Source organism: Acetobacterium paludosum (assembly GCF_008086595.1).
Taxonomy (GTDB): Bacteria; Bacillota; Clostridia; order Eubacteriales; family Eubacteriaceae; genus Acetobacterium; species Acetobacterium paludosum.
On sequence record NZ_RXYA01000001.1, the window covers coordinates 205,015 to 219,586 of the forward strand.

The window sequence follows — 14,572 nt, forward strand, 5'->3', positions numbered from 1 at the left end:
GGAAATGAAGAGGATGTTCCATGGAAGAAAAGACAAAGAGACATGTTTTGACACAGGCAATATTAGCTCTTGAAACTGAAGAAGAATGCAATCTGCTCTTTGAGGATCTCTGCACCATCAAAGAAATTGAAGATATGGCGCATCGCTTTGAGATCGCCTATTTATTGTCTCAGGGAAAAACTTTTATTGATGTGGAAAAAATTACCGGGGCAAGTTCGGCCACGATTAGCCGGGTAAACCGTTGTTTAAAACACGGAAAGGGTTATCGGAATGTCATTGAAAAAATGAAAAACATTGAAAAATAGTGTGTATTGAAGTAATCTTATTTTAAATTTAATATTGAAGGAGTTGAGTGTAGTGATGAAAGCTGTAAAGAAGTCGAAGAAGTTGGACAACGTTTGTTATGATATTAGAGGACCGGTGGTTGACGAGGCGGACCGTATGGAACGGGCAGGCATTGACATTATTATGCTCAATACCGGGAATACCGCCCCCTTTAATTTAATGGCACCGGATGAAATTATTAATGACTTGAAATATAACGTTAAAGATGCCGAAGGATATTCCAATTCCCAGGGGATTTTTTCTGCCCGTAAGGCCGTGGTTCATTATTATCAGACCAAGGGAATCATGGATTTAACCGTGGATGATGTGTTTTTGGGAAATGGGGCCAGTGAGCTGATTCTGTTTTGTATGCAAGCGCTTTTGAACAACGGAGATGAAGTATTGGTGCCCTGTCCGGATTATCCGTTGTGGTCGGCTGCGGTCAACATCTCGGGAGGAACCGCCGTTTATTATACGTGTGATGAAGAATCAAAATGGTATCCGGATCTTGAAGATATGAAAAGCAAAATCACCTCAAACACCAAAGGCATTATCGTGATCAACCCCAACAATCCCACCGGGGCTCTTTATCCCAAAGAAATTTTGGAAGGGATTGTCAAACTGGCAGTTGAAAATGATTTGATCATCTTTGCCGATGAAGTCTATGATCGCATTCTTTATGATGAAGCAGTCCATATACCCTTGGCAACGCTGACGGATGAAGTCCTGGTTGTTACCCTCAATAGTCTATCAAAATCCCACCGCATTCCTGGATTTAGAGTCGGCTGGATGATATTAACGGGGAACAAAGAAATCGCCAAAGATTATATCGAAGGGATAAAAATGCTTTCAAATATGCGGTTGTGTTCCAATGTGCCGGGACAGCATGTGATTCAGACCGCGCTGGGAGGGTATCAAAGCATGCAAGCCCTGCTTAAGCCCGGCGGACGTCTTTATGAACAGCGAAAGATTGTCTACGAACGGGTCAATGCCATTCCGGGTTTGTCCTGTACCAAGCCGGAAGCCGGCTTTTATACCTTCCCTAAAATAGATATTGCAAAATTCAACATTACCAGCGATACCCAATTTGCCGTGGATTTCTTAAAAGAAGAGCGGGTACTGATGGTTCAGGGATCAGGGTTTAATTGGCCCAATCAGGATCATTTTAGAATTGTCTTTTTACCGCATCCGGAACAGTTAACCGAAACAATGGATCGACTGGAAAGATTTCTAGCCTCTTATAAACAGAAATAGGAATCATTTTTATAGAAAGAAAAGTTTGATAGATAGGAAGAAATATGAAAAAAAAGCGTTTGATGAGAAATAAAGAAAGTGGAATTATCGCCGGTGTTTGTGCGGGAATTGGTGACTATTGTCATGTTTCCCCATGGATATTCAGGATCCTGTTTATTCTGCCGGTGCTGCCGTTTATTTTTACCTTTATGGCTGGCATTTTCAGTATTGTTATTTATGTTCTTCTTGCTATTCTGCTCCCGGATAAACAACGGATTGAAGAACAGAATGTGGTTGAAGTTGAGTACGAAATAATTGATGACAACGACAACGATGAAGCTAATGTTGAGGATGCAGAGGATTTTAGTGATGAACCATCAGAAAAGGATCAACAGTAATGCTAACCAAAACAATTAAAACAAAATCAAGCCAGGAAACCTATGATTTTGGGAAACATTTGGGGGAAGCACTCAGCTTCCCCCTGGTTATTTTTTTACGCGGTGAAATGGGCGCTGGAAAAACGGTTTTTGCCAAAGGCTTTGTTAAGGGAATGGGAATCGATGACGAAGTCACAAGTCCAACCTATACTATTGTAAATGAGTATGGAGATCCGCCCCGGGTTTTTCATTTCGATTTGTACCGTCTTCAAGATGGCGGAGAACTTTATGAAATGGGCTTTGAAGATTACCTCAATCAGGAGGGAACCCTTATTCTGGAGTGGCCGGATTTGCTGCTGGATGATTCGTTTGAACACAAGCTGGAGATTACCTTAAAATCCGATTTTCATTCTCCAGATGAAAGAGAAATTATTTTAGTGACAAGTGATGTTAAAATAGAACAACTTTTAAGTGACTGCTGAGATGGCAAATAAGGAAAGACTTTTTACCAGCGTCATCATTCCGGCGGCAGGTCAGGGGCGCCGGATGAACGCGACGATGAACAAGCCGTATTTGACAATCAATGGCAAACCAATTTTAGCCTACACCTTGGATGTTTTTGAGAAATGTCCGCTGATTGATGAAATTATCGTCGTTATTAATAAAGACGAGTTTGAAATTTGCCGGCAGGAGGTTTTGAAACCCTATCATTATACGAAAATCAAGCTGGTTGAAGGCGGAACAACCAGACAGAAATCGGTTTATAATGGGCTGCTGGCGGTCAATCCCCAAACCGATATTGTCATGACTCATGATGGCGCCAGACCGATGATAGAAGAGTCGGTTATTGTTAAGAGTATTCATGACACGATGAAATACAAGGCAACGGTGGTAGGGGTTCCAGCGAAGAACACCATCAAAGTGATTAACGCGGAAAGCTTTGTGGAATACACCCCAAACAGAGATTATCTGGTGGAAATACAAACACCTCAGACTTTTGAATATACGCTGTTAAAAGAAGCTCATGAAAGAGCCATTGAATTAGGCATCGAAGGAACAGACGATGCTTTTCTGGTTGAACACCTTAATTGCCCGGTGAAAATTGTGATCGGGCATTACACAAATATCAAAATTACCACACCGGAAGACTTAATCATTGCAGAAGCCATCTTCAAACGATTTCAAAAAGATGACTGATCAGACCGGAAAAATTAAGAGTTTATTAAACAAATAAAAGAATGAGTCTAAAATAGTCATTATTTGACATAGTTTTGGCTTCATTCTTTATTTATTGGAAAAAAAAAGCTATAATGAACCTAGGTTAGTTACCTCAGAAAATTGACAAATCTAAGTTTTATGGCTGGCATTACACGTTAAGATTAGGTTTTGTATTTTACCCTGTCAACAATCACTAATAAATAAAAATGATTCACCATTTTGAACAGATTGTGAAAATATGGAGGAAACCATGATTGAATTATCAGAAGAGATTCTATTAAGAATGTATTATAAAATGAACCAGGCCCGATTTTTTGAAGAAAAAGTTGAGGATCTTTTTGAAAAAGGACTTATTTATGAAACAACCTACCTTTCAAAAGGGGAAGAAGCAACCGGTGTTGTTTCCTGTTTAGCGCTTGAAAAAGGAGATTTAGCATCTTTGACCCATCGCGGACATTCTCAGGCGATTGGTTTTGGCCTGGATGTTAACATGATGATGGCAGAGCTGCTGGGAAAAGCTACCGGTTATTGTAAGGGCAAGGGTGGCTCTCTGCATATTGCTGATGTGGAAAACGGAAACATTGGTGCCAATGGTATTGTTGGAGGGGGATTCACCTTATCGTGCGGTGCGGCATTGACCCAGAAATATAAAAAAACGGGAAAAGTTGTTTTGTGTTTTGCTGGTGACGGTGCCACAAATGAAGGCAGTTTTCACGAAGCCCTGAATCTTGCATCGGTTTGGAAACTGCCGATTGTCTTTTTGATTGAAAACAACCTTTACGGGATGTCGATGCCGGTCTCAAAACATATGAATATTGAGAATATTTCAGATCGAAGTGCAAGTTATAATATTCCCGGACTGACAATTGATGGAACTGATTTTCTGGAGATTTACGATGTCATGACAAAATCTTTGCGCTATGCTAGGGCTGGTCGAGGACCGGTGCTGGTTGAAGCAAAAACGTATCGTTACAATGGCCATTCGAGCAGTGATGCCCAGGTGTATCGAAACAAAGAAGAGGTTCAGAAATGGCAGAAAAAAGATCCGCTGCTCAGATTCGTAAATTATCTCCACGAAAATCGAGTCTTTACGGATAAGCAAATTCAAACCATCGAAGATGAAGCGAAAACCTCCATTGAACATGCGGTAGAATTTGCAATGGAAAGTCCAGAACCTGAAATTACAACAGTTTTAGAAGACATATATGCGTGAGGGGTTAGCAATGGAAATAAATGAAATGAAAAAAATGACTTATCGCGACGCGATCCGGTTGGGTATGACCGAAGAAATGCGTCGAGATGATGATGTCATCTTTTTAGGTGAGGATATTGGTCTTTATGGCGGGGCTTTTGGTTTATCCGAAGGTATGCTTGATGAGTTTGGAGAAGCGCGAGTTATGGATACCCCGATAACGGAAGCCGCAATTGTTGGTACTGCCGTTGGGGCAGCAGCAACCGGATTAAGACCGGTTTGTGAAATGATGTTTATGGACTTCATCACCCTGGGCATGGATGCTTTGGTCAACCAGGGCGCTAAGATGCATTATATGTTTGGGGGACAAGCAGCGGTTCCCATGGTTTTGCGGTTACCGGCAGGTTCAGGAAGCGGGGCTGGGGCTCAGCACTCGCAGAGTCTGGAAGCCTGGTTGTGCCATGTCCCGGGATTAAAGGTGGTAACACCGTCCACACCGGCCCAGGCAAAAGGTTTGATCAAAGCGGCTATTCGGGATAATAACCCCGTCTGTTTTATCGAGCATAAGATGCTTTATAAAATGGAGGGCTTGGTTCCGGTGGATGATGAGTTTACAATTGAGATCGGAAAAACGTTTGTTGAACGGCCGGGCAAGGATGTGACGATTGTCACTTATGGGACACTACTTCACAAAGCCATTGAGGCTGCTGAGTTTTTGGCGGAAGAAGGGATTGAAGTTGAAATCATAAATCCGGTCACCCTTTATCCCATGGATATGAAGCCGATTGTCGAATCGGTGATCAAAACAGGGCGTTTAATCGTGGCCCATGAAGCATCAAAAACAGGTGGAGTTGGCGGAGAAATTGTGGCTAGAGTTGTTGAAAGTGAAGCTTTCGACTATCTTAATGCACCGATTATTCGACTCGGCGGATTAGACGTTCCGATTCCCTATAACAAAGAATTAGAGGCAGCCGTGGTACCACAAAGAAATGATTTTGTTCATGGGGTATATCGCCTGCTTAATCGGGAATAGGGAGTAAGAATATTATGGAAAAAGAAGTAATATCACCGATTGAAAAATCAAGTAGTTCAGAAATTATTGCCGAAAAATCAGCAAAAGAATTACTGCCAGATTCAAGTCAGGAGAAAGCCCAGGAAGAAATCCAGGATGAAATAGAGCTAAAACCGGAACCGGATCCGAGATTGGAAAAAGCAAGGGCGACGCCGGCTGCCCGACGAGTGGCAAGAGAACATCAGATCAATATTCAAACGATCCCGGGTTCGGGACCGAATGGGCGGATTCAAATCGAAGATGTCAAAAGGATGGTGGTTTTCTCTCCCGGCCATTCAGGCTACAGTTCCCCGGAAACGGCGGTCATCGGCACCGCATTGGAAGAAATCATCGGGAATCCTGAAAATGTATTTTCAGATCCGATAAAGGAAGAGATAAAAGAGGAAAAATCTGAAAAGAGGGAAACTAAAATCAAGAAACCAGTAGCTATGAAACCAGCAGCCAGGAATAATAAATCCGAAATGATGCCAAATCCGAAACTGGATTTTGTCCCATTCGTGGAAGGTGAGGTTGAACCTTTACGAGAAGAGATTATTGTAAAATCGGTGCCCCTGAGTTCTCTTGAAAAAACGTCTTTCGAAAAAACTGCTCCTGAAAAAAATGAACAGCAATCGGAAAATAAAACGATCCTTACTGAAAAACGGAAGGATATCGCCGAGCGAATGGTTAGAAGCAATTTAGAAACGGCCGTTATTACGCTTACCACCGAAATAGATATGACGGAAGTCAAAGATCTCAGAAAGAAGATCTCAAAGAAAATTGAATCGCAGGCTCACTTTCGTTGTACCTATACCGATTTCCTGTTAATGGCAACGGCCCGGGCATTAATGAAACAGCCAATTATTAACAGCAGTTTTGAAAATGATGAGATCATTCCTCATGCTTACGCGAATTTGGGATTTGCTGTTGATACGGATGACGAAATGATTATTCCGGTGATTAAAAATGCTCAGGATATGAGTTTTGTTGAAATGGTGAAGCGACGTGGCGAAACGTTAAAGTCAGTTAAGAATAAGTATTACACTCCGGAAAATCTGGAAGGCAGTACGTTCACGATTTCGAATCTTGGCATGTATGGCATCCTGGAGTTCAGCGCCATTATCAATCAACCCAACGGCGCTATTCTCAGTGTCGGCGAGGTGGTTCAACGGGTGCGGGTGCATCAGGGCGAGGCCGTAATCCGATCGGTAATGAAAATCAGCCTGAATCTTGATCGCCGCGTAGCCGACGGGATGGCGGGTGCAAAATTTTTGCAGGATGTTAAAGCGGATATGGAAAATCCATCACTGTTACTGTTTTAGAATGAAGAATTCAGAAAAGATAACGTTACCAGAAAAATAATCATTGTCACATTTAAGCCAGTTGTGTTAGACTAAAAACATAATATAAGATTACTGAAAGATACGCGAAGCAGATGAAAAGCATGGCCAATTGTCTGCTTTTTTTGCATCTAAACGAAAGTTTGAATTTGAAAGGAGTTACATAGTTTGGAGAAAATATTAAAAGAAGGAATCACATTTGATGATGTCCTGTTGATCCCTGCAAAATCAGAAGTGCTACCAAGTGATGTAAACACCGGCACCCGACTTACAAAGAAGATTTCATTAAATATTCCCATTATGAGTGCAGGAATGGACACCGTCACAGAAGCACGATTGGCGATAGCCATGGCCAGAGAAGGCGGAATCGGAATTATTCATAAGAACATGACGATTAAAGCGCAGGCGTTTGAGATAGACCAAGTTAAACGCTCAGAAAATGGTGTCATTGTCGATCCGTTTTACCTATCGCCTGAGCACTGCATTGGCGATGCATTGGAGCTGATGGCCCGCTATCGGATTTCCGGAGTTCCCATCACGGTAGAAGGTAAACTGGTCGGGATTATTACAAACCGGGATTTGCGCTTTGAAAATGACCCCACAAAGAAGATCAAAGATGCCATGACGAAAGATAAACTGATAACAGCTGAAGAAGGTACGACCCTCGAAAAAGCTGAAGCCATTTTAAAACAATACAAAATTGAAAAACTTCCAATCGTGGATGAAGACAACAATCTTAAAGGTCTGATCACCATTAAGGATATCGAAAAGAGCATTAAATATCCAGATGCCGCAAAGGATTCTCGCGGACGCTTGCTGGTTGGCGGTGCGGTTGGCGTTACCGGTAACACCTTTGAACGAGTGGAGGCACTCGTCAATGCGCAAGTTGATGTCATTGTTGTTGATACGGCTCACGGGCATTCCGCCGGGGTTGTCAGAACCGTTAAACAAATTAAAAATAAATTCCCGGATCTGCAACTGATTGTTGGAAATATTGCCACTGGAGCAGCGGCCAAAGATCTTATTGAAGCAGGCGTGGATGCTCTCAAAGTCGGGATTGGACCTGGTTCCATCTGTACAACCCGTGTGGTTGCCGGGATTGGTGTGCCTCAAATTACGGCTATTATAGACGTTGTTGAGGTTGCTAATGAGTATGGCATTCCGGTTATTGCCGATGGCGGGATAAAATATTCAGGCGATGTTGTAAAAGCGATTGGTGCAGGTGCCGACGTGGTTATGATTGGCAGTCTGTTTGCCGGTACCGATGAAAGTCCGGGAGAAACCATCATTTATCAAGGCAGATCCTTTAAAACCTACCGTGGTATGGGGTCTCTTGGGGCGATGAAAGACGGCAGTTCTGATCGATACTTCCAGGAAGGTGCAAAGAAATTGGTGCCTGAAGGGGTTGAAGGTAAGGTGCCTTATAAAGGCAGTCTTGCTGATACCGTCTTTCAATTAGTTGGCGGATTGCGTTCCGGGATGGGATATTGCGGCGCTGCTACCATCAAAGATTTGCGGGAAAAATCACAATTCGTTAAGATTACCAGTGCCGGACTGATTGAAAGTCATCCCCATGATATATCGATTACTAAAGAATCACCAAATTATAATAGCGCTCAAGTTTAAGGAGTATTTATGAAAAAAAAGCAAGTGCACAGTGAAGTTATTCTCATTGTAGATTTTGGAGCACAGTACAATCAGCTTATTGCCAGACGAGTTCGAGAAGCCAGAGTTTACTCTGAAGTGGTTCCTTACGATATAACCCCGGAAGCAATTCTGGCAAAAAATCCCAAGGGCATTATTTTCACAGGTGGACCGTCGAGTGTCCACGAACCGGGTGCACCTGAATGTGATCCCAGAATTTATGAACTCGGCATTCCGATTCTAGGAATTTGCTACGGAGCTCAGTTAATGGTTGAACAACTAAAAGGGCATACTGAAGGCGCAGATATAAGAGAATATGGAAAGAAAGCACTCACCATAAACGAAACCAGCCTTCTTTTTAAAGATATTCCCAATCAGTCAACCTGTTGGATGAGTCATACCAATTATATCAAAGAAATTCCAGCAGGATTTACCATTACGGCGACCACCGAAACGTGTCCTACCGGAGCCTTGGAATGTCAGAAACGAAAGCTCTATGCCGTTCAGTTTCATCCGGAAGTTGAACATACCCAATACGGAAAAGAAGTTTTAAACAATTTTGTTTATGATATTTGCGGATGTCAGGGACTCTGGACTATGGAAAACTTTGCCCAGGAACAGATCGAAGCGATAAAAGAACAGGTGGGAGATCGACGGGTTCTCTGTGCACTCAGCGGCGGCGTTGATTCATCGGTTGCGGCCACCCTGGTATACAAAGCCATTGGTGATAAGCTCACCTGTATTTTTGTTGATCATGGCTTGCTAAGAAAAGATGAAGGGGATCAGGTCGAAACGATTTTCAAAAATCGTTTCAATATGAACTTTATCCGCGTGAATTGCGAAGATCGATTCCTTGAGAAATTGGCAGGCGTCAGCGATCCGGAGAAAAAAAGAAAAATCATTGGAGAAGAATTTATCCGGGTGTTCGAGGAAGAATCAAGTAAGCTTAATGATATTGATTTTCTGCTCCAGGGAACCATTTATCCGGATGTTATTGAAAGCGGCACTAAAAATGCCGCTGTGATCAAGAGTCATCACAACGTCGGCGGACTGCCAGACGATGTGGATTTTGAACTCATCGAACCGCTGAGAAATCTATTCAAAGACGAGGTCCGAGCCGTTGGTGAAGAACTGGGCCTGGATCATGATTTGGTCTGGCGTCAGCCTTTTCCGGGACCGGGACTGGCCATTCGGATCATTGGCGATGTGACCAAAGAAAAGCTGAATATTTTAAAAGAAGCCGATTATGTCTTCCGGGATGAAATTGCCAAAGCCGATTTGAACGAAAAAATCTGGCAATACTTTGCCGTACTCCCGGGAAACCGAAGCGTTGGTGTTATGGGCGATGAACGGACCTACGATTATACCATTGGATTAAGAGCGGTTACCTCAGTTGATGGAATGACCTCAGACTGGGCCAGAATCCCTTTTGACGTGCTGGAAAGCATCTCGAACCGGATTGTTAACGAGGTTAAACATGTGAATCGTATTGTTTATGATATTACGAGCAAGCCACCGAGTACGATCGAGTGGGAATAAAGGAAATACAACAAAACACTTTTCTAACTAGATTGCAATGGTTAGAAAAGTGTTTATTTTTTGCCAATTGAGTTTAGTTTAGGTGCAAACATTTATTTGATTATTATGGAAGCAGCTGTTATTCAAGTCAGTCACACCATTCAAACTAAATTACAACATAATGAATATTCTAATGGAAGAAACTGAACAATCAATATTTGACGTTTGCAATCATAAAGGAAATTAGAGCACAAAGACTTATAAAAACCATAAGGAAAAGAAGGCTTTTAGTTTTAGATTGAGAGTTGAAAATAACTCTGTTTTTGATTTGATAAACAGTAGAGATAATACTTCCGATAATTACGATAAGCATCAAATCCCAATTTGAATCTAAAAATGGAATATTTAGATTTAATCCTCGAATGAAAACATCAATTAGTACTGCAAACAACATAAAACGTCCTGTATATGCGTCACCTTGATATACTACAGCTTTGGTTCTTTCATCAACAACACCATACATAGGGATATCTTTTCCTTGTTTATTGTTTTTTATTATTATCATCTTCCTTAAGATAGAATAAGTCCTCAACTTTTTTCTGTAAGCATTTTGAAAGAATTAAAGAAAGTTTAGTTGTTGGACAGTATTGACCAGTTTCAATGGAACCTATTGTTGGTCTAGATACACCAGCCAATTTTGCAAGTTGTTCTTGTGAGATATTAATTTCAGCACGTGAAACTTTTAATCGATTTTTTAACTTTATATTATCATTCAAGAAAATACCTCTTCATTAATTTGAGCATAGCATAGAAGAAATTGGACGTCAAGTGTGCTTTGCATTATGCAAAGCGAAGTTGCCATTTGCAGCTTGTCCATTGAATTAATTGTTGGAGAACTTTTATTGTGATTATTTACATAACACTGGTAAAAAACAACAACGTAGGTGGTAAGAATATTGAATTGGTTCTGGAAAAACGTGCTTTGAAATATCGGAAAGCGCGCAACTATTTAAATGGGATATTCACATAGCAGTGAGGGGCATTGTTATTCGGCTTTTCTGCAAGAATCCTTTAAAACAAACCCGGAATATCTAACAATTGAAAACAACGTTGCCAAATATAACACAATTCGCTAGGGATATGATATCATTTAGTGATTGAAAGGAAGTGATAAAATGAAAATCAGTAAAGAAGATAAAATTAGAATAATAATTGAAGACTTAGAAGAAATCATAACGATTCCCACAAATAAAGAGGATCAGGTGAAGGATGTCCTTCGGAAATCTTTGAGAACCATCGAAGACAAAGAAAACAAAGAGATTTAAAAAACCTGATTTTTGAACAATCATAGCTACTTATTTATTTGAGAGAAGGGAAAATTACGATAGACCGAGACCGTTTCAAAATTCGTGTCAACCTCCAAACTGATGTAGCGTAAAATCAGTTTGGAGGTTATTTTATGAAGAAGAGCTGAAAGTCCTGAGTAGCAACGAAAAAGGGCTTAAAATATATTTAGTAAATATGTTCTAGTTAATTTAAATTTTGAAATACGCTGTAATTCTTTATTTATAAGGAGTGACAGTTTCTTGTAATAATTTTATAGAAATATAGGTTACACGGAATAGATTTGCTAGGTTATGATTCAAGTCTCGTATTGAGACAATCATAACCATTTTTTATTTTTTGGAAGATGATATGAAAAACGGCTGGAAAGCAAACGGCAAAAAAATTAATTAAAATAGAATGGTACTTAAAGAAGAACGTTCTCAAAAAAACAGTTTGCCAAAACTCGATTTAAATGATTAAATATTACTCAAATGTGAGTATCAAAATATAATTTTGATTCAACCAGATTCTTCGTTGAGGAATAATATTTAACCGAGTATTTAACGAATTCGAATAACACTCGATTTTATCAGCAATGTTTATAACAATGTTGTTTTCTCTTATTGCGAGAAAATGATTTAAGTGATTCTTCAAAGAAGGAGAGGTTAAAGAAATGGATATGGAAAAATTCAAAAGAATTATTCTAGATAATGAAGATATTCTTATGGAAAAAGCTTTGAAATACGGAAAAGAAAGAAATTATACAAAATATACGTCAACATTAAAAGAAGCATGGCGAATGTCAATAGCAGGTCTATCGAAAGCATTAGTAAAAGTCATTGAAAAGAATGATATACCGGAGATGGGACCGGATGATGATTTTACAAAAAGTGAAGTTGCTGAATTTGGCATAATTGAAGCACAAAAACATCGATCACGAGGGGTTACATTAGGCATGTTTCTGGGTTTTATGAAATATTATCAACAGGCATATGAAGATTTGATTTTTGAGAGCAACTTTTTACCAGAAGAAAAAAGATATTGTTCTCTGTATATCAAACGGTATTTTGATCAAGTGGAAATGGGCTTTGCAATAGAATGGTCTGGATTATCAGAAAAACATGAGTTAGAAGAGCTTCAGGAATTGAACAGAGCCATGACAAATGAAAAAAATAAATACCTCACAATTTTCGAAAGTATTTATGATCCGATCATTCTTGTTGATGAGGATAACAATATTGAAAACATTAATTATAAAGCCGCGGAAGTTTTCTTTGATGTTGTTGTCTCGGGAATGAAATATTACCGAAATATCAATAATGAAAAGGAGTTGGGTGGGCTAATTGACGAACTCAATAAATTTACTGATTTAAATGAAAAAGAAGTTTTACTTGAAAAAACAATTGAAACAAAAGAGGGCCAAAAAACATATTTGATAAAATTCAAAAAAATGTTGGATGTTAGCGAAAAATATAGAGGAACAGTAATTTTATTCAATGACATAACTGAAAGACAAAAAATGGACCAAATATTAAAAAGGCAGAATGAAAAGCTCGAATATTATGCTTTTACTGATCCAATGACAGGGGTTTCAAACCGTAGAACAGGACTGATGATATTGGAAAAAGAACTGGCTTTTGAACATAGGTCAGGATCACCTTTATCTATCTGCTTTCTTGATATTGATGGCCTCAAGATGGTAAACGATACCTTTGGTCATGAAGAGGGAGACAATTTAATTAATTGTATTACAACAATTATTAAATCAACTTTACGAAAGATTGATACAATTAGCCGGATAGGCGGCGATGAATTTCTTGTCATTTTTCCGGGCTGTTTTCAATTGGATGTTGAAAAAGCAATCATGCGAATCAACGATGAATTGAAAGAATATGATAAGAAAAGCGAAAAAACTTATCAACATGCTTTTAGCTACGGAATAATAGAATTAACAGAAAATAATAAATTAAGTGTCAACGATGTGATTAATGCAGCGGATAAAAAGATGTATGCTAATAAGCTGAAAAAAAAGAATCGAGAAGAAATTCATGAATTTTAAGGCTGAAGTTTTTGATAAATTTCAATATTTATCGGCGGTAAATAAATTTAATGACCATACCCTCCATGGTGTAATAAGATTTGAAGATAAACTTAATACACGCGCTATGGAGCAGGCAATGCGGTTATTGTTAAAAGTTGTTCCTATTTTGTCTAGTGTATATAGAGAGGAAAACGGAAGCTTTTACTGGGAAAGTGTTGACTATTTACAAGTCAAAGGGAATTTTATTCTCGTTGATAATGAAGGCGACTTTAACAGCTTTATTACAGAAAAGATAAACGAAATGACCGGTCCTCAGATAAAAGCGTGCATATTTACAGCAAATGAAGATTCTCTTGCAATTGTTATGAATCATATGATTTGCGATGCTGCCGGTTTTAAGCAAATTCTATATCTGCTGAGCAATTTTTATTCTGAGCTGCTTGAAAATTTTGATTATTTTCCTGAATTTGTGATTAATGGGGATCGTGGCTTCAAAAAAATTATTGCTGAATTTAGTTTTATGGATCGATTAAAGGCGCTTTTATTTCAACGTAAGGACAGTAACCAAAATAGCTGTTATAAATTTCCGATGAGTAAAGAAAAAAATGTTACTCCGTTTTTTCTTACCCATGAAATATCACAGAATCAATTTGCTGAAATTAGAAAATACTGTAAAATCAATAAGGTTACCGTGAATGATATTGTTCTTGCGGCATATTATCGAGTTCTTTATAGAATGTTAATTGCAAATACTGAACCACTCAATATCCCAATCATGGTCGATATGCGCAGAAACTTGAAGAACAACGATTTTATGGCCCTTTCCAATCTATCTTCCACTGTTATTACAGATTTAAATTTTGTTCAGGGAGAAAATTTTTATGATACGGTAATAAAGATTAATCAGATGATGAGTATTAAGAAAGCAAAAAACATTGGCTTGAATGGGTTTGTGAAACTTGATTTACTTTCGAATATCTTTAGCGATAAAATCGGCTATAAAATTACTAAACGTGGCTTTAAAAACCCCTTGATTTGTATGACCAATATCGGCGTATTGGATTCAAATTTATTGAACTTTAAAGGTGCATCAATTAATAATGCATTCATGTTTGGTTCAGTTAAATACCGTCCCTATTTTCAATTGGCACTGAGTAGCTTTGCTGATAAAATAACATTTACTTGTAATTTATACGGTAACCAGGAGGATCGTAATAAAATTGCAGACTTTTTCTCTTTACTTAACAAAGAGCTGACTTTATGTTATAAATAATCAATCATGGGTAAAAACTGAATAATGATGAATAA

At 39.1% G+C, this 14,572-nt stretch carries 15 protein-coding genes; 13 read left to right on the forward strand and 2 right to left on the reverse strand.

Translation table 11 applies throughout. The features are described from left to right. Nucleotides 1-20: 20 nt before the first annotated feature. From FZC41_RS01000 to guaA, 10 genes are all read left to right on the forward strand, one after another. Nucleotides 21-305: a YerC/YecD family TrpR-related protein gene (locus FZC41_RS01000; RefSeq protein ID WP_148565515.1), complete on the forward strand. Its 285-nt coding sequence runs from the start codon at nt 21-23 to the stop codon at nt 303-305. A 55-nt stretch (nt 306-360) separates the two neighbouring features. After that, nucleotides 361-1,578 (forward strand): pyridoxal phosphate-dependent aminotransferase, encoded by a 1,218-nt coding sequence (locus FZC41_RS01005; protein ID WP_148565516.1) that lies wholly within the window; start codon nt 361-363, stop codon nt 1,576-1,578. 44 nt (nt 1,579-1,622) lie between these two features. After that, nucleotides 1,623-1,955 carry a PspC domain-containing protein gene (locus FZC41_RS01010; protein ID WP_148565517.1) on the forward strand — a complete coding sequence of 111 codons (333 nt, stop codon included), beginning with the start codon at nt 1,623-1,625 and terminating at the stop codon, nt 1,953-1,955. Continuing rightward, the gene (gene tsaE / locus FZC41_RS01015; protein WP_148565518.1) at nt 1,955-2,416 is read left to right on the forward strand and encodes a tRNA (adenosine(37)-N6)-threonylcarbamoyltransferase complex ATPase subunit type 1 TsaE; all 462 of its coding nucleotides are present in this window, start codon (nt 1,955-1,957) and stop codon (nt 2,414-2,416) included. Before FZC41_RS01010 ends, tsaE begins: the two co-directional genes overlap by 1 nt. 1 nt (nt 2,417) lies before the next feature. Beyond that, nucleotides 2,418-3,131: a 2-C-methyl-D-erythritol 4-phosphate cytidylyltransferase gene (gene ispD, locus FZC41_RS01020; RefSeq protein WP_148565519.1), complete on the forward strand. Its 714-nt coding sequence runs from the start codon at nt 2,418-2,420 to the stop codon at nt 3,129-3,131. A 271-nt stretch (nt 3,132-3,402) separates the two neighbouring features. After that, nucleotides 3,403-4,365, forward strand: coding sequence for a thiamine pyrophosphate-dependent dehydrogenase E1 component subunit alpha (locus tag FZC41_RS01025; protein ID WP_243136619.1), 963 nt, complete (start codon nt 3,403-3,405; stop codon nt 4,363-4,365). Nucleotides 4,366-4,390: 25 nt separating this feature from the next. Continuing rightward, nucleotides 4,391-5,377, forward strand: coding sequence for a pyruvate dehydrogenase complex E1 component subunit beta (locus FZC41_RS01030; protein ID WP_148565720.1), 987 nt, complete (start codon nt 4,391-4,393; stop codon nt 5,375-5,377). A gap of 14 nt (nt 5,378-5,391) precedes the next feature. Further along, a complete protein-coding gene (locus FZC41_RS01035) occupies nt 5,392-6,717 on the forward strand; it encodes a dihydrolipoamide acetyltransferase family protein (RefSeq protein WP_148565521.1) in 1,326 nt (441 codons plus the stop codon). A 186-nt stretch (nt 6,718-6,903) separates the two neighbouring features. Further along, nucleotides 6,904-8,361: an IMP dehydrogenase gene (guaB, locus tag FZC41_RS01040; protein ID WP_148565522.1), complete on the forward strand. Its 1,458-nt coding sequence runs from the start codon at nt 6,904-6,906 to the stop codon at nt 8,359-8,361. A 24-nt stretch (nt 8,362-8,385) separates the two neighbouring features. Next, the gene (guaA, locus tag FZC41_RS01045) at nt 8,386-9,918 is read left to right on the forward strand and encodes a glutamine-hydrolyzing GMP synthase (RefSeq protein WP_170253804.1); all 1,533 of its coding nucleotides are present in this window, start codon (nt 8,386-8,388) and stop codon (nt 9,916-9,918) included. A 190-nt stretch (nt 9,919-10,108) separates the two neighbouring features. Here guaA and FZC41_RS01050 read toward each other — a convergent pair whose 3' ends face one another. Continuing rightward, the gene (locus tag FZC41_RS01050) at nt 10,109-10,462 is read right to left on the reverse strand and encodes a hypothetical protein (protein ID WP_207725011.1); all 354 of its coding nucleotides are present in this window, start codon (nt 10,460-10,462) and stop codon (nt 10,109-10,111) included. Continuing rightward, on the reverse strand, nt 10,440-10,673 hold the full coding sequence (locus FZC41_RS01055; RefSeq protein WP_148565524.1) for a helix-turn-helix transcriptional regulator: 234 nt from the start codon (nt 10,671-10,673) through the stop codon (nt 10,440-10,442). Before FZC41_RS01055 ends, FZC41_RS01050 begins: the two co-directional genes overlap by 23 nt. A 399-nt stretch (nt 10,674-11,072) precedes the next feature. On the opposite strand from FZC41_RS01055, the gene FZC41_RS17165 reads away from it, so the two are divergent. From FZC41_RS17165 to FZC41_RS01065, 3 genes are all read left to right on the forward strand, one after another. Then, the gene (locus FZC41_RS17165; protein WP_170253793.1) at nt 11,073-11,222 is read left to right on the forward strand and encodes a hypothetical protein; all 150 of its coding nucleotides are present in this window, start codon (nt 11,073-11,075) and stop codon (nt 11,220-11,222) included. Nucleotides 11,223-11,896: 674 nt separating this feature from the next. Further along, the gene (locus FZC41_RS01060) at nt 11,897-13,282 is read left to right on the forward strand and encodes a sensor domain-containing diguanylate cyclase (RefSeq protein WP_148565525.1); all 1,386 of its coding nucleotides are present in this window, start codon (nt 11,897-11,899) and stop codon (nt 13,280-13,282) included. Next, complete coding sequence (locus FZC41_RS01065; RefSeq protein ID WP_148565526.1) at nt 13,272-14,537, forward strand: hypothetical protein; 1,266 nt, start codon at nt 13,272-13,274, stop codon at nt 14,535-14,537. Before FZC41_RS01060 ends, FZC41_RS01065 begins: the two co-directional genes overlap by 11 nt. Nucleotides 14,538-14,572 lie beyond the last annotated feature (35 nt).